Source organism: Candidatus Thermokryptus mobilis (assembly GCF_900070205.1).
GTDB classification, from domain to species: domain Bacteria; phylum Bacteroidota; class Ignavibacteria; order Kryptoniales; family Kryptoniaceae; genus Kryptonium; species Kryptonium mobile.
Genome location: NZ_FAOO01000022.1, coordinates 5,546 through 23,655, shown reverse-complemented (window position 1 = coordinate 23,655; position 18,110 = coordinate 5,546). Strand labels below are relative to the sequence as shown.

The following is an 18,110-nucleotide window of genomic DNA, read 5'->3' as shown; positions in this document are numbered from 1 at the left end:
TTTTTTTAACAGGGGAAGGTCTTCGGTGATCTCGTCGGTGTCATAAGGGACAGTTTTTTGGATTTTCATCAATCATGTCCCATCGCCCTCGACGAGTTTTTGGGTCTTGACAAATTGAAATTTTGGTATTATATTATAGTAAACGAAAAAAGTACCTCAATTTTTAGAAAGGATTTAAATTTTGGCTTAAATAAGCACCCCCACCTTAAAAGAACAAATTTCGTTCTCGGGAAATTTTAAAACTTTAAATTGGAGGTGGCAAATGAAATGTAAGTTTACCGTTTGCCTTTCTGTTTTAATTTTCGCTTTTTTATATTTGATTTCGGGGAGTGGATGTATTAATGTTGATAATCCTGTAATTCAGCCGGTTGATTATCGTTCAAGTGCGAAGTTTGTGAATTTAAGAAGCGGGACTTCTTTGACTGTTTATGTTGATGGGTCTCAAAAGGCAACGATTTCGTTTGGCGATGCCTCCCAATATTTTGACCTTCCAGCTGGTTCAAGGGTTTTTGTCTTTGATTACGGGGCCGGGAGGGATACTATAAGACAATCGCTTGAATCAGAGAAGAAGTATTCAATTTTCTATGTTAGTGGTGCAAATGTTTTATTTGCAAGCGAGCGAAACACATTTGACGACCCATATCCAAGTGGAAAGGCGTTGGTTAGGTTTTTGCATTTGAGCCCTGACCTTGGCACTACGAAGGTCATTGTAAATTTTGCCAATAAGGATTCCATTTTTACAAACATCGCATTTAAAGGCGGAACCCCATATCTTGAGATTTCTTCTTTCCCTGTTAAGTATACTGTTATAGCTGGGACGGATACGGTTGTTAAAGCTTGGGATTCAGGGGTTAATGGAGCTGGCAGATATTCGGTTGTAGTTTTTGGTCCAAGAGCAAGTTTAGAAAAAAAGCTTTTCAAAGAAGATTAAGGAGGGAAAGCTATGAGAAACAAATTTAAAATTTTCGTTTTATTAGTTTTGATATCTCAATTTGCATTTGCTCAATACGGTAAAATTTCTGGGAGAGTAATTGATAGGGAAACGAAAGAGCCTCTTATTGGAGCATCTGTTGTAATTCAGGGGACGACGCTTGGTGCAGCAACCGATGTTAACGGTAATTATGTCATTTTAAATGTTCCAGCTGGTGTTTACACTGTTGTTGCATCTTATGTTGGTTATCAAAGTGTGACTGTTTCAGGTGTTCAGGTTGTCGCTGGGTTGACGAGGGAATTGAACTTTGAGTTGCCGTCAACTGCAATTGAATTAAAAGCTGTTGAAGTTGTTGCGGAAAGACCTTTGATAGAGAAATCAGCTACAAATGCCATCCGCGTTATAACTTCTTCTGATGTTGAGAAACTCCCTGTGAGAGATATTAACACTTACTTTGCTCTTCAGGCTGGAGTTAGTGCCCAATATGGGAGATTGTATATAAGGGGTAGCAGGTCTGATGAGGTTGGATATATGATTGAGGGTGCAAATGTTACTAATATACTTGGTGCATCAACTGGGGCAAGAGGTGGAGCATTTGCTTCAAGAGATAGATACAGGGCGCTTGGGGGCGGACTTATAACGGTAATCCCTGAGGCGCTTGAGGAACTTTCAGTTCAAGCGGGTGGATATAATGCTGAATTTGGGAACGCAAACGCTGGAATTGTCCAGCAAGTTTTTAAAACTGGAAGGTCAAAGTTCTCGGGCACGGTTCAATTTGAAACGGATAACTTCGGTAATTACCCCGGCAAGAAGTTTCTTGGGACATATTCATACGGTTATTCTGACCTTGTTGTGACATTGGGAGGTCCTCTTTTAACAGAGAAAGTTAAGTTTTTCTTAGCAGGTGAAAATTACTTCATCAGGGATTATATTCCTCATTTCTTCAAAGGATATAACTTTGGATATTTGAAGGACAATGGGAGGAGAGGAGGGACAAAAGGTGATTCTGCTTATGTCGCTTGGGATGACGCTAATATCCCAGGGAGGATGAGAAATAGATACACTGGGAATGGGACATTGACATTTGATTTTAAGCCGTTGCAGATCAGGGTTGCTGGGGCTTATACCTGGTCTCGTGAGAGGGCAAACAACTCGCTTAGAAACATATTTAATCTCGCAAGGTTGCCCGTTACCGATTTGACAGAATTTTTCCTTGATGTAAAGGCAAGCTACTTCATATCTGCGAAGACATTCATTGAGGCGTCGGTTAGTTTCCTTGACTATAGGAACACATCCTATGAACCGGCTTTTAAGGACAATGTTCTTGCGTATGATGATAGTTTGCAAGTGGCAAGAGCTTATGGCTATACATATTCCAGCAGATATGTTGGGCCAAGACCTTATGATTTTTATGGGTTTTTGTTCTATAGACCAGGAACCTTGTTTGCGGGATATAGCAAGTTTCAGCAGGGTTATTATGGTGGCAATATAGCTTTGACATCTCAAACGGGAAGACACGAGTTAAAGGTTGGTGCAAGCTATCAAAGATGGACGGTTCGCCATTATGGAATTGGTACAGGTGGATTGTTTAGAGCTCTACATTCGCGACCAGATTCAGCAAGGAGCGAGACCGCATTGTATAGATTGCTTGGTGGTTATGTGAACAATTATGGCTTTGATAGATTTGGCAGAAAAATTGATAGTGATATTAGAGATGAAACCGGTCAGCTAAAAGAAGCAGGACCAAGGCATCCGTATTTCTTCTCTGTTTATATTCAGGATAAAATTGAGTTCAGCGATATAATTATAAATGCTGGACTTCGTTACGATTATCTATATCTTGATGCTTGGCGATTGAAAGACCCAAGTGCTCCATCTGCTGACCTTGTAAGTAGAAGATTGCTTGATTTGGAGAAGGGCAAACCAAGGGCGTATTTACAACCGAGGATAGGATTTTCATTCCCTGTGACAGATAGAACAGTTTTCCATCTCCAATATGGTATTTTTGTTCAGCCACCAGCTTTGACATCACTTTACGCTGGTTTGTCATATTACCCGGGGAGCGTTTATCTGCCTTCAATTGAGTTGATCCCCGATCCCCTTGCTTTTGACCCAGACCCAGTTAAGACGACGCAATATGAAATTGGTTTCTCACAGCAATTTACCGACTTTGCTGCGTTTGATATAACTGGATTTTACAAGGATGTAAGAGGTCAGCTTCAGGTTTCAACTGTTCCTATAACAAGTGGACCTTATGCGGGGACAAAGTATGCTATTTATGCAAATGGTGACTTTGAGAATGTTTATGGGCTTGAATTCACTTTGAGATTGAGAAGGGTGGCAAGGGTTCAGGCACAAGTAAATTATACTTTGCAAGATGCTCGCGGGACAAACTCTTTTGCAAATGGAGCTTGGGCAGCTGTTGGAATTACAAGGATAACACCAACATTGACGGTTCCATTGACATACAATCAAACGCACAGAGGATCAATTAACATTGATTATCGCTTTGGAAAGGGTGAAGGCGGACCTTTGCTTGAAAGATTTGGCGTCAATCTTTTGATAACATTTAACAGCGGTCATCCATTTACGCTTGCAACAGGTGGTATAGCTCAGCAAGACGCTGATGATGGTGGGATTTTAAACGATGGCGACCCAAGGAATAGGAAACCACTCGAACCGATAAATTCTTCAAGGACACCTTGGGTTTGGAATGTTGACCTTAGAGTTGATAAAACGATATCAATTGGTCCGGTTAATATGAACTTTTATGTCTATGTCCAGAACTTGTTCAACACGAAGAATGTGATCAATGTGTATTACAGGACTGGCAATGCTTATGATGATGGTTTCTTGACAAACCCAGAGCTTAGTGGGACATTTATTGAACAATTCGGGCAGAAATATATTGAGCTTTACAAGGCGATCAACTTAGAAAATAGACAACATCAATGGAGATTTAATGGAATTCTCCAAGACCTTTTCGGTCCGCCAAGGCAATTAAGAGCGGGTGTTAAAATTGAATTGTAAAAAATAAAATAACCGGAGGTTTAAATATGAGGAAAATTTTAATTTCTTTGGTTTTGTTATTCGTTGTCTTCAACCTTGCAATAGGTAGAGAGGATCCGTTGAAGAAAAGAAGCGAGGAATTTTTCTTCAAGTCAACGGCAGCTGGGGTTACGCAGACAATTATGAATGTGAACAATATAACCAGCTGGATTTCAGTTATATCATCCCCCGGTGGTCTTGGATGGCCACCTCTTATCAGGAACTCATGGAATGGAACTTTTCCAAGGGGCAGTGGGGTTGGAATGATTTACAGAGAAGGACTTATGATAGGAGGGCTTGTTAATGATGGGTCTTTGCCCGTTTTAAGAGCACAAGGGGTTTTCTATAGGACAAGTATGATACCTGGGAAAATCACTGCTCAAGGTCAAGCTGAGGACCCGGCTGATCCAAATGTTAGACGTGTTTGGAGAGTTCGCCCTGATTATAAAACCGCTGATTTAAGAGCTGACGCAGCTGAGTATTTCCAGAAACCCCTGAAAGATGTCACAGATGCTGATGTTGCTGCAGTTCGTCAACAGTATGAAAACGATTGGATGGACTGGCCTGCTTCAAAGGGTGCACCTTGGTATACCACCACTGGACCGGATGCTTATCAGGTGAAATACGGACCTGGATTTGATCCTAATAATCCAAATCATGTCCCAGGAATCCCGGGGGCGCATCAGACGGTTTGGACGGTTGCAAATGATTTGAATTCAGATATTGGGCTTCAGGTCTTTGGCTCGCCTTCAATAGGACTTGAGCTTCAAGTTACAGAGTGGGCTTATTCTGTTTCAAATCCTTTGAATAACATAATTTTCCAGCAATTTAGGTTAATTTACAAGGGGACAGCAACCTCAAACCCGGATTCAAGAATTGATAGTATGTATATTGTGAAGTGGTCAGACCCTGACCTTGGAAATTATTCAGATGACCTTGCTGGTTGTGATTCTGTTCTTGGACTTGGTTTTGTTTACAATGCGAATACCGTTGACGCTGATTATCAAGCGCTGGGATATCCCGCACCAGCTGTTGGCTTTGACTTTTTGCAAGGACCAGCTTATTATACAGGGAATCCAAATGATTCAGCGGTGATCGGTTTAAAGTGGAGGAAGGGATATAAGTATTGGAATGAAAATGCTTTGTCGGCTTTTGTTTTCTTCGCTGCTGGGACTGGGATAAGCGACCCGACGAATCAATATGAATGGTATAACCTTATGCGTGCTGGTTTGCCAAGACCGGCTTATCCAGATTATAGACCTTTCTGGACAGCTTTCCGTGATGGATATCCGACAAAGTATGCCGTTGCTGGTGACCCCGTAACAGGAACAGGTTGGATTGACGGAAGGGAAATACCCCCAGGTGATAGAAGAATTGTTCTTGTAACTGGACCATTTAGTATGTCCCTTGGTGATACCGCTGAAATCGTCGTCGCATTAATAGGCGCTATGGGTGCGGATAATCTCTCAAGCGTTCAGGTCTTGAAGTATTATGACTCTTATGCTCAATTTGCGTATGATAATCTCTTCGTTTTACCATCACCACCACCATCACCAAATGTTAAGGTAGCTCAACTTGATCGTCAAGTTGTTTTGAATTGGGGATGGGATGAAAGTAGTGTTAATAGAATTGAAAGCTTCAATTCAGCTGGTTTCTTGTTTGAGGGTTATAATGTTTATCAATTGCCCTCGCCAACAGCAAGCTTGAGCGAAGCGGTAAAAATAGCTACATATGACCTTGTAAATGATGTAACTGTAATACTTGATAGAACGATTGACCCGAAGACGGGTGTGCTTTTGCTTGTCCCAGTTCAAACTGGTTCAAATTCTGGGATAAAACGTTTCATTGATTTAAAAACAGATTATATCCGTCAAAGACCGCTTGTAAATGGTCAGACATATTACTATGCTGTAACGGCTTACGCTTACAATCCTGATCCAACCTCGCCGTTTAGAGCTCTTGAAAGCACCCCGGTTGTTCTTGCTGTGACTCCGCAATCGCCACCACCCGGAACAAGATATTTCGGAACTGTTGGAGATACACTTGCCGTAACTCATAAGGGTAAAAGTGATGGAGAAGTTGTTGCAATAGTTATTGATCCGTCAATTACAACAGGACATACTTATCAAGTCAGATTTGATAATGAGGGGAATTGGTTCATCGTTGATGTAAATGAAAATAAGATAAAGGCAAGTGGTTCAAATCAATCAGGTGATGATGCTTATCCGGTTGTGGATGGTATCTTCGTTAAAGTGATGGGTCCGCCACTTTCTGGTAAAGAGTGGCTTGTCACTGAAGGAGCTGCTAATAGATGGTTTACAGCTGCTCCAAGCGCTCATGGTGAACTGCTCTTCGGTGGTGCCTATCTCGGACCAAACTTCACAGGTAGTAGCGTTGCCCCTGGTGACTTTAAATCGGTTGAGATAAGGTTCACGAAGAAGACAAGTTATGATGACGCTAATGGCAATGGAGAATATGACTTTGGTGAAAAATATTACTTTGATGAGACAAAAGGACAAAAAGCATTTATGTATCAAACTTGGAGCAACGGCACCTATTTAGGTTTCTTTGATGTTCCTTTCCAAGTTTATGATATAGAGGATCCAAATTCACGGAGACAGCTCAATGTTGTTGTTCGCGATCGCAATGCTAATAGGCAGTGGGACCTTTCCGATCCTGCTGAAAATATTACACCGTATGAGTATATATGGATTTTGGATGATGATTATGATCCAAGTGGAACGAGGTGGGACCCATCTACAGGGACCGGATTTATGACAAATGGTTCAAATCATTCAGCTTATCCTGTCCTTTGGGCATTATGGCTTGGTCAGAGGGGGACGAGAGAGCCGTATGGTGCGGATGTTACGATTCAGCTTATACCGAATCGTGTTAATACACCTGCTGATACATTCCAGTTTGTGACGCAAAAACCAACAGTTGGCGATATTCAATTAGCCAAAGAAGATGTTGAAAAGATAAATGCTTTCCCGAACCCGTATTATGGATTTAACCTTATGGAGACGGATCGGCTTGTAAAGTATATCACCTTCAATCATTTGCCTAAGAAGGCAACGATAAGGATATTCAATCTTGCTGGAGTTCTTGTCAAGACAATTTATAAGGACGATGATACGCAGTTTGCGCGTTGGGATTTGAGGAACGAGAACAACTTGCCTGTTGCCAGTGGTATTTACATAGCTCACATTGATATGCCTGATATAGGGAAGACGAAGATTGTGAAGTTGATGATAGTTCAGGAAGAGGAGTTCTTACCGGTTTATTAAAGTTAAACACCGCTCCGTTTCGGGGCGGTTTATTAAAAAAATAAAAAAGTGGAGTTTTGAGCTATGAGGAAAATTTATTTAATCGTAGTTTTAAGCTTGATCTCCTGTGGTTTGGCGTTATCACAGTCCAAGGCGGGGACTTCTGCAGCGCCGGAGCTTACAATTCCAGTGGGGGCGAGGTATACAGCAATGGCTGGAGCATCTGGGGTGCTCGCTGAAGGAGTTGAAGCAATAACCTGGAACCCAAGCGGTGTTGATTGGCTTGTAGGAAATGGTCAAGCGATGTTCTCCTACAGGCGTTATATAGCCGATATCGGGATTAATTATCTCGCTGTCGTTGGTAAGTTTGGATTTGGCTCCGTCGGTTTATCTTTGAGAACATTTAACATTGGAGATATACCTGTGACGACTGAGTTTCAACCTGATGGGACGGGTGAGATAATTAGCCCGAACTTCTTCGTTGTTGGTTTAACATATTCAAAAAAATTATCCGATAGGGTTTCGGTTGGTGCAAACTTTAATCTTGTCAGTGAAAGTTTCGGAAGAGTGAGCGCTCTTGGTGTTGCATTTGACGCTGGTGTTCAATACAGAAATATGCTTAACATTCCGGGGCTTTCGCTTGGCGTTGTCATTAAGAACATAGGTCCGACGATGAAATATGGTGGTTCCGGGCTTTGGGTTCAAGCAGATGTTCCGGGCTCTGAGAGGGGATTGACATTTTATAAGGTTGAAGCAGCATCTTTCCAAATGCCGACATCGTTTGAAATAGGTCTTGGTTATAATTTTGCAATTGGTGAAGCAAACAATCTCGGATTCACGGGAACATATCAGGCAAACAATTTTTATACGCTTGATGCCTATAAGTTTGGATTTGAATATACTTTCAGAAATGTTTTAGCTCTTCGTGCTGGATATAATTATAACAAGTCAGGAGAGCTTGAATCAATATGGCATAATTATACCCTTGGCGTTGGTGTGAACACGGAGAGTTTGATAGGGCTTAAGGTATCTTTTGATTATGCTTATGTTCCGGTGACATACTTTAGCGCAAACCATTTGTTTAATTTTAAGGTTGGATTTTAACTTGCAAGGGGCGGGCTTTTAAGCCCGCCTTTTTTGGTATTACCCTCCTCATAAAGAGCCCACCCCTCTTGACCAAAAATTAGATTTTTCATAAATTCAATTTGTGATTGACAAAAACAAAATTATTTGATGCTATATGCGCAAGTTAGTTCAAATTTTATCCCTCTTTGTCATATTTTCACTTTCCTTGTTTTCTCAAACCTATACGATTGAACAATATCTTAACATTAAAAGTGCGGGTGCTCCGACAGTTTCACCAGATGGGAAGTTCATCGCATATCTTACCGATATAACGGGGACAAATCAAGTTTGGAAAGTTGGAATCTCAGCTGGTTGCCCAGAGCAATTGACATTTTTTGATGAACGGGTTCAGTTTGTCTCTTGGAATCCGAAGGATAAGTACTGGATTCTATTTGGGAAGGATTTGGGCGGGAACGAAAGGACACAACTTTTTCTTTTAAAGTCAGATGGAAGTGAGATAAAGCGATTAACATTTAAAGACGATGTCATTTATAACTTTGGCACTTGGTCAGACGATGGGACTATGTTTGCTTTCACATCAAATGAAAGAAATAGAGCATTTTTTGATGTTTATGTGATGAACATAAAGACGGGCAAGGTTGATCTGATTTGGCAAAACGACGGCAATAACTATGTCGTCGCATGGTCTCCGGATAATAGATATATACTTGTCTCACAAAACAGAAGCAGTTTTGACAATGACCTTTATTTAGTTGAGTATCCGTCGGGTAAAGCTGTTAACATAACACCTCACACGCAACCAGCAAGGTATATGAACCCGAGATTTTCAGTAGATGGTCGTAAAATTTACCTTCTTTCAGATGAAGGGAAAGAATTCGTTGGGCTTGCTTACATTGATGTTAAAGATGGAAAATTAAATTACATCTACAGCACAAATTGGGACATTACGACATTTGAACTTTCAAAAGATGGAAGAAGAATTGTTTTTGTTTTAAATGTTGATGGCTACAGCGAGGTTTACTCATTGGACATAACGACTGGTAAAGTTGTAAAACTTGGTTTTCCATCTGGTGGTATAGTTGGGGGATTGAGATTTACGAACGATGGGCGAAAGTTAATTTTCACATATCAAAGTCCTGTTAAAAATCAGGATATTTACTATTACGATTTCGTGACCAGAGAGGTAAAGCAAATCACTTATAGCTCTACCGCTGGGATTCCGATTTCCTCTTTCGTTGAACCGAAGCTTGTTCGCTTTAAATCCTTTGATGGTCTTGAGATCCCGGGATATCTTTATCTTCCGAAAAATGCAAAGAAAGATAGTTCTTTGCCAGTTATTGTTTCAATTCATGGTGGTCCTGAGGCACAGGAGCTCCCGAGGTTTTCAGCTCTTTATCAATTTTTCATAAACAATGGTTATGCCATTTATGCTCCTAACATTCGTGGTAGCACGGGCTATGGGAAGACATATGCTTCACTTGACAACACGACGAAAAGGAAAGATGCTATAAGGGATGTCGCAATGATACCCGAGTTTTTGAAGACGACAGGTTACATTGACCCCAAGAAGATTGTCGTCTATGGTGGAAGTTATGGTGGGTATATGACGCTTGCAGCAGTTACATTTTATCCAGATTTATGGGCAGCTGGGGTTGATCTCGTTGGGATATCAAATTTCTTGACATTTCTTAAAAACACCGGGGCTTGGAGACAAAAGCACAGGATGGCTGAGTATGGTGACCCTGAAAAAGACGCTGAATTTTTGAAGGAGATATCACCATTTTATCATGTTGATAGGATAAAAGCACCGCTTATGATAATTCAAGGGGCTAATGACCCGCGCGTCCCTAAATCGGAGTCGGATCAAATTGTTGAATCAATAAAGTCGCGTGGCGGAGTTGTTGAATATCTTGTCTTTGATGATGAGGGTCACGGACTTGCAAAGTTGAAGAACAGAATTAAAGCATATAAAGCGGTCGTTGAATTTCTTGATAAATATGTGAAAGATAAAAAAATGGGTTTGTGAGATTGCTTTTATATTTGATGCGTCATGCTGACGCCGAAGCTAAAAAGCCGGGGATGAGCGATTTTGAGAGGGAATTGACGGAAATTGGGAAGAAAATGACGCAAAGGGTCGCATTGGGTTTGAAACGGATGAGCATTGAATTTGAACTTCTCGGGGCGAGCCCGTTTGTTAGAGCAGTCCAGACAGCGGAAATAATACGGGAGGTTTTTGGAATTGAAAAGGAGGTTTTAAAAATAAATGAACTCATCCCTGGCTCTGATTTTAAACTTTTGCTTGATGTTATAGCTTCATTCCATGTGGGAAGTTTATTTTTAGTTGGCCATGAGCCATATCTTGGGGATTTCCTTTCGTGGGTTTTGGGGCTTCAAAGGAGAGTTGAGTTTAAAAAGAATAGCGTTGCTTGTGTTGAAATTTCTTCATTTGTTCAGTCGGGAGCAAATTTGCGTTGGTTTATTCATCCTGAACAAATTTTAAGTTTAATTGAGGGTGGAACAAAATTGGTTTAAATTTGAGCGGGAGACGGGACTCGAACCCGCGACATTCACCTTGGCAAGGTGACGCTCTACCATCTGAGCTACTCCCGCTGGAAGGAAAGGTTCATTATAAATATAATCATTTGAATTGAAAATGTCAAGTTTTGAGGGAGATGAAATTTTTGAACTTTTTGAACCGCCAGACGAAGCCCTTTTTTATTCCCGTGGTGATCAAGATGACCCAAGGATGGGGGATATAGTCTTAAGAAAGATAAAGGAATTTGAAGATGTTGATGTGGTGATAATCGGAGTTCCACAGGATGAGGGTGTTAAAAGAAATAAAGGAAGACCAGGGACGAAAGAAGCCCCAAATGAGGTCAGAAAGTATTTTTATCGTTTAACACCTTTTAATTTTAACTTTCAAAAACAATTAACCGAGTTGAAAATTTTTGATCTCGGAAATTTAAAGGTTGATGGGACGCTTGAACAAATACACGAGCGACTTGAACAAGTCGTTTATGAGTTTGTTCGGAAGGGAATTTTACCGATAGTGATAGGCGGTGGTCATGATATTGCTTTCCCAGATTATCTTGGCTTTGCAAAAAATTTTGATGAAAGGATTGTCATTAATATTGATACTCACCTTGACCTCAGAGATGCGACACAAAGAAATAGCGGAACATCATTTAGGCAGATCCTTGAATGTGATTTTAAGCCGAAGAAATTGATTGAGCTTGGGATACAAAACTATGCAAATTCAATTCAGCATTTTAATTACGCTGTTGAAAATGGCGTCGTCATTTTTACACTTGATGAAATCAGAAAAGCAGGGATTTATTCGTTTTTGGAAATGTTAAGGGGTGAGGTTAAAGGTTTTCCCGTTCATATAAGTTTTGATGTTGATTCGGTCAGGAACTCCGACGCCCCGGGTGTAAGCGCAACTTATCCCGATGGTTTAAGCGCTGATGAAGTTTTTAAAATTGCTCTTTACTTTGGATTAAACTTTAATGTTAAAGTGCTTGATATAGCGGAGTTAAACCCGGTGTTTGATGTTGATGGGAGAAGTGCCCGCCTTGTGGCTTTTTTCATATTAAACTTTTTAACAGGGGTATTAAACTCGGAGAAGTGAAATGAAGAGGAGATTGAGTTTAAGGGTCAAATTTGTTCTCGCTTTGGTTTTTATAATATCACTTTTAATCCTATCACAGCAAATTTTTAATTTGGAAGCTGAGCGGTTGTTCATTTTCTTAACTTTGTTCATCGTGATTTTATTCGTTTATATTTTCATCTGGAGGGTTTTAATACCTCTTGAAAGATACAGGATTTCCATTGACAGATCTTTAAGGGGGCAATATGTTGATCTTAAACCATTAGGGACGGGCGAAGTTGCTGAACTTGGTCAAAAGATAATTGAATTGATTGACAAGTTGAAAAGAAAGGACTTTGAAAATTTCGTCATCTCGCAGATAGATAATGCTTTGCTCTCAAATGTAAGGATTGATGACTCGGCTGAGGAAATTTTGAAAATTTTAAAAGATTCGCTCGGATACTATCGTTTTTCAATTTATCTTGTTGACAAGGAGGAGCAAAAGTTTCGCCTTCTTAAGTCCATCGGCTTTGAAGAGAAATATCTCATCCCGGAGTTAAACTTTGGTGCTAAAGGTTTGATAAATTACGCTTATCAATTCCGCACATCTGTTTATTCACCTGATGTCCTTAAAGATGAGAGATACATTCAGGAGCATCCAAGCATAAGATCAGAGTTTGATGTGCCATTGAAGATAGGAGATGAAGTTATCGGGATTTTGAATGTTGAGAGCGATAGGGTTGACGGCATAAAAATGGAAGATAGGGAATTTTTAGCTCGTATCTCGGTTCAAATTTCAAGTGCGTTTAGAAACGCCGAACTGTATAATCAAGCCATAAGAAGATTAAGGCAGTTAAATATACTTAACAGGGTTTCAAGGGCGATTGGCTTTAATCTTCATATAGATGAAATTTTGAGCGTTGTTTCAAACTTGATAGTTGAAAATTTTAGAGCTGATAAGATGGCTATATTTTTGATTAACGATGATGGTTCTTTTAGGTGTGTAATCTCACGTGGGCTTGAGGAGAGGAACATTAGGTTTTTAATGAATTATACCCCATGGTATAGATTTGAGAAAACATTTCCAATAGTTGTTGAAAGTGCTGAAAGAAATGTGTCCGCTGATATCAAAGAAGTTCTTTTGAGCGAGGGGATTAAAACCTTTGCTATCTTTCCGATCGTTCATAGGGAAAAATTTATTGGTAGGGTTGATGTTTATTTTTGCAGGGATGTGAAAATTGAAAAAGATGAAGTTGAACTTGGAGTTAACATTTGTGCTGAAATGGCAAGTGCCATTGAAAATGCAAGGTTGTTTGACCTTTTGAAAAGTTCGGAAAAATTTATAAGAACTGTTCTTGATAACGCTCCGGTAGGGATTTTGCACACAGATGCAGAAGGGAAAATTCTTTATTTTAACCCGGAAATCAAACGAATACTTGACATCCAAGACGCTGACTTAGGTCTTGTCGGTTTAAATATATTCAACTTTTTAAGTCCGGAAGTTATTGATAAAGTTAAAAACTTGAAGTTTTCAGGTGGTAGGGTAAGGGAGATACTCCCGTTTAAATCTTTTAGGGGAAGGGAGTTAATTTTGGCTATTGATGTTGAGCCAGTTTTCTCATCGGATGGAAGATTAAATGGTTACATTGCGATAGCTAAAGATATGACTCAGGAGGGACAACTTCAATATGAGCGTTTCAAACTTAGCAAAGTTATTGAGAATCTGACCGAAGCAGTTATGATAACTGATACACAGGGAAGAATTGAATATGTTAATCCAGCGTTTGAGAAAATGACCGGGTATAAGGTTTATGAAGTACTGGGTCAAAACCCGAGAATTTTAAAAAGTGGTAAGCAAGACAGGAGTTTTTATGAGAAAATGTGGAATACGATATTAAGTGGGGGTATATGGGAAGGGGAGTTGATCAACAAGAGGAAAAACGGTGATTTATATTATGAATGGATGGTGATATTCCCGTTGTTTGATAGTAAGGGGAACATAACAAATTTTGTTGCGATAAAGAGAGATATAAGCGAGGCGAAGATACTTGAAGCACAAATGTTGCAGTTTCAAAAGCTTGAATCAATCGGTTCAATCGCCGGAGGTATCGCTCACGATTTCAACAATGTCATTGCTTCAATTCAAACTGGGCTTAAAATTCTAAGGAGAAAAATCCCAACACAGGAACAGGAAGTGTTGAGGGTCATTGAGATAATAAGAAAGAGCGCAGAAAGAGGGGCGGATATAACAAGGCGTCTTTTGAACTTTATAAGGAGAGAGGGTGGAAAATTAACCACAGTTGATGTCAAGGACCTTATTGCTGAGATCAAAATGCTTGTGACACATAGTTTTCCTGAAAATATAAAAGTTGAAACCTATGTGGACGAGGCTATAAAATTCATAAATGTTGATTATGGACAGATGGTCCAGGCATTGATGAATCTGTGTATAAATGCAAGAGATGCAATGCCTGAAGGTGGGACTTTGCGAATCGGAGCGAGAAATGTCTCTCATAAAGAAATTAAGCATAAGTTCCCAGACGCAAAAATTCAGGACTATGTTGAAATCTCAATTGCTGACACAGGTATCGGGATACCGGAGGAAATAAGAAGTAAAATCTTTGAGCCATTTTTCACAACTAAACCATCTGATAAAGGGACAGGGCTTGGGCTTTCAATCGTTTATAAGATTGTCACATCCCATGGCGGGTATATAACATTTGAGTCAAAATTAGGTGAGGGAACTTGTTTTTATATTTTTATTCCAGCGGTTGAAAGGAAAGTTGAAGAAAAACTAGAAGTTGAGGTTGAGAAGCTTACCCATGCAACCTTGCTTATAGTTGAGGATGAAGAGAGTTTGCGATATCTTTTGAAAGAGTATCTCCTTTCAAGAGGTTACACTGTGATTGACACTGATGATGGATACAAAGCGATTGAACTTTACAAAATGAACATTGATAAAATTGACCTTGCAATTATTGATATCGGGTTGCCGACGATAGATGGCATAACTACATTCAGAAAAATTCGTCAAATAAATCCTTCGGCTTGTGTTGTTCTTACAAGCGGATATTACCTTACTGAGCCATCACCAGCAACACTGATGGCTGAGGAAGGACTTAATGGCTTCATTGAGAAACCATACGATTTTGAGAGAATTGAAACAATAATTGAGCGTTTCGTCTCAAGGTGAAATTTTAAAGGTAAATCACGACTTCGTCTGTGTCGCTTTTATACTCCGTTCTATAAGATTGGAGGTTTTTGCTCGCTGGTCCTTGGATTACATTTCCATCTTTATCAAATTTTGAGCCATGGCATGGACATTGGAATTGCATTGATGAATTCACCCAGTTAACGGTACAGCCCTGATGTGTGCATATAAGCGAAAGAGCTTTGAAAGTTGTTTGTCCCGTTCTAAAGACAATTATTGGTGTTGAATTAACGGTGAATGTTTTAAACCCGCCAACTTGAGAAAGTTCTGGATGCTCTCTCAGTTTTATTGTGAAGGTTTTATCCTGTGGTTGGACTGGGTTTGAATCCTCTTTTTTACAACCGTGAAGAAGTATCAGAAGCGTTGAAGTTGTCATTGAAGTGATCAAGATTGAACCAGTCAATTGGACGAATTCACGGCGGGATAATTTATCTTTTTTCATAGTTTATCCTCCTTTTTGAAATTTTTAACATCGCGCTTGCGAAAGCGATTCCCAAGATTATCCCGAGTATTAGCATTTGATATCTTTTTAAATCAAGAAATAAAGAAATTGCTTTTCCAGAGGCAAAGCCCATAGTTGTGAAGGTTATAGCCCAGATTAAAGCGCCGATGACATTTAAAATTGAGAATTCAACATGTTTTATATCAGTGAATGCAAAGGCAATCGGTATCAGGTTTCTTATCCCGTATACAAACCTTGAAAAAAGAAGAAGTGGGGCGTCATATTTATCAATCAATTTTTTAGCCCTTGTAATTCCATCGTTCAACTTTTTTGATTTTATAAGTTTTGAACTTAACCTTGAAATCGTGAAGAAAAACTCCCCATTTACAGTGGAGAGAATAGTTCCAATTAAGACGACGAGCCAAAAGTTAACAGTTCCTGTGCTTATCAAATGTCCGGCTCCAATTAATCCGATCTCTCCCTGTAAAATTATCCCGATGGCGATGCCGATGTAAATTGTTAAATTCATAAACCGAGTTTATCCGCTATTGATTTCATTGCGTCAATTACGAATTGTATATGTTCATCAAGCGGTACGCCAAGTTCTTCAGCCCCTTTGTATATATCCTCTCTATTTACGGATCTTGCAAATGCTTTATCTTTTAGCTTTTTCTTTACGGATTCAACTGTGACCTCATCAAGTTTTTTATTTGGTCTTACAAGTGCAACTGCTGTTATAAAACCGCAGAGTTCATCGCAAGCGTAAAGGACTTTTGCCATAAGCGTATCTCTTGGGATGCCGGTATAATTTGCGTGTCCAAGTATTGCTTTTCTTATGTCTTCTGGATAACCTCTTTCTTCAAGTATCTTTGAGCCAACCCATGGGTGTTGGTCTGGTGTTGGGAATTTTTCATAATCAAAATCGTGCAATAGTCCAACGATAGCCCATTTTTCCTCATCTTCTCCAAATTTTTTTGCATATGCTCTCATTGCTGATTCAACGGCGAAGGCGTGTTTTCTTAAGTTTTCACTTTCAGTGTATTCAAAGAGAAGTTTTAATGCATCTTCATATGTTGGCATTTCACCTCCTATTTTTGTTTTCTGTTTCCTTTAACCCTTAAATCTTTTCCCCACATAAGTTTTGACCTCAAAAGGTCAAAGTAGCTTACCTCAGGGCGTTTTACAAGTTTAATTTTGTAATCCGCCTTTTTAACTAAAATTTCAACTGGTGGTTTAAGTTTGTGTTCAATTTGACCGTCTGCTGTGAGCAGAATTTCTTTGTCGTAAAATTCAATTTTAACTTTTATTATGCTATCGTCTGGGATGACGATTGGTCTTGCCGTCAATGTGTGTGGGCAAATTGGTGTTAATGTTATAACTTCGCTTGATGGTGTGACAATTGGACCACCGGCTGCAAGTGAATATGCTGTTGAACCAGTCGGTGTTGATATTATTAATCCATCTGCGGTGTAAGTTATGAGATATTCGTCGTTTATGTAGGTTTCTATATCAACCACCCTTGTTGAGCCAGCTTTATCAATGACGATATCATTTAGACCGAAATAGATTACACCTTCCTCTTTGACTTTTGCCTCAAGAACCATTCTGTCCTCAATTCTGTAGTCGCCTTTGCAAATCCTTTTTATGAATTCAAACGCATCGCTTGGCAAGACCTCAGCAAGGAAGCCAAGTTTTCCGAGGTTGACACCAAGTATTGGAATTTGGCGATGCCCGATGATACGAGCTGTTGAAAGTATCGTTCCGTCACCGCCGAGAGAAATTATCATGTCTGAATTTTCAATAAGTTCATCTAATTCCAACCTCGGGTCAACGCTGTGAGAGAATCTTTGCTCTATCCCTTCGGCGATCTCTTTTTGGACGATGAATTCAATTTTATCTTTTTCAAGTTGTCTTGTTAAGTTTAGAACAACTTCATAAAGTGCTTCTTTTTTGATGTTTCCAATTATGCCAAATCTCATTGAAATGTGGTTTTTATTTATGATTCATTTTTTTGAGTGGTTTCGTTTTTTTGTTTCCTCTCGTTTTCAACCTCAAAGAAGTAGTTTATCTTGAGTTGAGAGATTGAGTATTCAAGGAATCTCATTTCGTTTTCTGTTAAGTTTCCTTTTGTTTTCTCTTTAAGCATGTCAAGGAGTTCAATTGTAAATTTCGCCTCGTCAAGTTTTTTCTCGATTTTCCCACTTATAGGGTTTGGAATTTTACCGAGTTGTTCCCATCCTTGAGTGTATAGTATAAAGACAAGTTGTTCAAACAAACTCATATCTTTCATTTTTGTTGTAAGACCTTTATTTGCTTTTGTTAAATTTTACAAAATGTGTTTTATAAAATCAACTTTGCTGTTTTTATGGGTTGTCCCTCTTGACAAGCGATAAATTTTTTATTATATTATAGGTGAATTTGCTTCTTGGAAGCGCACCTTGAAGATAGACTTAATAGACAGATTCTCTGGTTTGTAAGCACCTGCCTAAATAGCAAAAATAAAATAAGGAGGTGTGTTTACCGCGATTTGATATTGCCTA

The 18,110-nt window shown here is 39.5% G+C and carries 13 protein-coding genes and 1 tRNA gene; 8 read left to right on the top strand and 6 right to left on the bottom strand.

Features of this window, described 5'->3' with window-relative positions:
• Positions 1 to 262: 262 nt before the first annotated feature.
• From FKZ43_RS10330 to sixA, 6 genes are all read left to right on the top strand, one after another.
• The gene (locus FKZ43_RS10330; protein ID WP_140945817.1) at positions 263 to 931 is read left to right on the top strand and encodes a DUF4397 domain-containing protein; all 669 of its coding nucleotides are present in this window, start codon (positions 263 to 265) and stop codon (positions 929 to 931) included.
• A 12-nt stretch (positions 932 to 943) separates the two neighbouring features.
• The gene (locus tag FKZ43_RS10325; RefSeq protein WP_140945816.1) at positions 944 to 3,961 is read left to right on the top strand and encodes a TonB-dependent receptor; all 3,018 of its coding nucleotides are present in this window, start codon (positions 944 to 946) and stop codon (positions 3,959 to 3,961) included.
• Between the two features lie 26 nt (positions 3,962 to 3,987).
• Entirely contained in the window at positions 3,988 to 7,266 is a 3,279-nt protein-coding gene (locus tag FKZ43_RS10320) for a T9SS type A sorting domain-containing protein (RefSeq protein ID WP_140945815.1), read from the top strand.
• Positions 7,267 to 7,329: 63 nt separating this feature from the next.
• Positions 7,330 to 8,349: a PorV/PorQ family protein gene (locus FKZ43_RS10315; protein ID WP_140945814.1), complete on the top strand. Its 1,020-nt coding sequence runs from the start codon at positions 7,330 to 7,332 to the stop codon at positions 8,347 to 8,349.
• 136 nt (positions 8,350 to 8,485) lie between these two features.
• A complete protein-coding gene (locus FKZ43_RS10310) occupies positions 8,486 to 10,357 on the top strand; it encodes a S9 family peptidase (RefSeq protein ID WP_140945813.1) in 1,872 nt (623 codons plus the stop codon).
• On the top strand, positions 10,354 to 10,863 hold the full coding sequence (sixA, locus tag FKZ43_RS10305; RefSeq protein WP_140945812.1) for a phosphohistidine phosphatase SixA: 510 nt from the start codon (positions 10,354 to 10,356) through the stop codon (positions 10,861 to 10,863). Before FKZ43_RS10310 ends, sixA begins: the two co-directional genes overlap by 4 nt.
• 5 nt (positions 10,864 to 10,868) lie before the next feature.
• Here sixA and FKZ43_RS10300 read toward each other — a convergent pair.
• A tRNA-Gly gene (locus FKZ43_RS10300) sits at positions 10,869 to 10,941 on the bottom strand.
• Between the two features lie 43 nt (positions 10,942 to 10,984).
• On the opposite strand from FKZ43_RS10300, the gene FKZ43_RS10295 reads away from it, so the two are divergent.
• Positions 10,985 to 11,959, top strand: coding sequence for a formimidoylglutamase (locus FKZ43_RS10295; RefSeq protein ID WP_140945811.1), 975 nt, complete (start codon positions 10,985 to 10,987; stop codon positions 11,957 to 11,959).
• Position 11,960: 1 nt separating this feature from the next.
• Positions 11,961 to 15,110: a PAS domain S-box protein gene (locus tag FKZ43_RS10290; RefSeq protein WP_140945810.1), complete on the top strand. Its 3,150-nt coding sequence runs from the start codon at positions 11,961 to 11,963 to the stop codon at positions 15,108 to 15,110.
• Positions 15,111 to 15,114: 4 nt separating this feature from the next.
• On the opposite strand, the gene FKZ43_RS10285 is transcribed toward FKZ43_RS10290, so the two are convergent.
• Genes FKZ43_RS10285 through FKZ43_RS10265 form a run of 5 tightly spaced genes read right to left on the bottom strand, consistent with a single transcriptional unit; the run spans position 15,115 to position 17,860 of the window.
• Positions 15,115 to 15,570 (bottom strand): QcrA and Rieske domain-containing protein, encoded by a 456-nt coding sequence (locus tag FKZ43_RS10285; RefSeq protein ID WP_140945809.1) that lies wholly within the window; start codon positions 15,568 to 15,570, stop codon positions 15,115 to 15,117.
• A complete protein-coding gene (locus tag FKZ43_RS10280) occupies positions 15,557 to 16,099 on the bottom strand; it encodes a DedA family protein (RefSeq protein ID WP_140945808.1) in 543 nt (180 codons plus the stop codon). Before FKZ43_RS10280 ends, FKZ43_RS10285 begins: the two co-directional genes overlap by 14 nt.
• Positions 16,096 to 16,650, bottom strand: coding sequence for an HD domain-containing protein (locus tag FKZ43_RS10275; RefSeq protein WP_140945807.1), 555 nt, complete (start codon positions 16,648 to 16,650; stop codon positions 16,096 to 16,098). Before FKZ43_RS10275 ends, FKZ43_RS10280 begins: the two co-directional genes overlap by 4 nt.
• An 8-nt stretch (positions 16,651 to 16,658) precedes the next feature.
• Positions 16,659 to 17,549 carry an NAD(+)/NADH kinase gene (locus tag FKZ43_RS10270; RefSeq protein WP_140945806.1) on the bottom strand — a complete coding sequence of 297 codons (891 nt, stop codon included), beginning with the start codon at positions 17,547 to 17,549 and terminating at the stop codon, positions 16,659 to 16,661.
• 17 nt (positions 17,550 to 17,566) lie between these two features.
• The gene (locus FKZ43_RS10265) at positions 17,567 to 17,860 is read right to left on the bottom strand and encodes a DUF1844 domain-containing protein (RefSeq protein ID WP_140945805.1); all 294 of its coding nucleotides are present in this window, start codon (positions 17,858 to 17,860) and stop codon (positions 17,567 to 17,569) included.
• Positions 17,861 to 18,110: the final 250 nt, after the last annotated feature.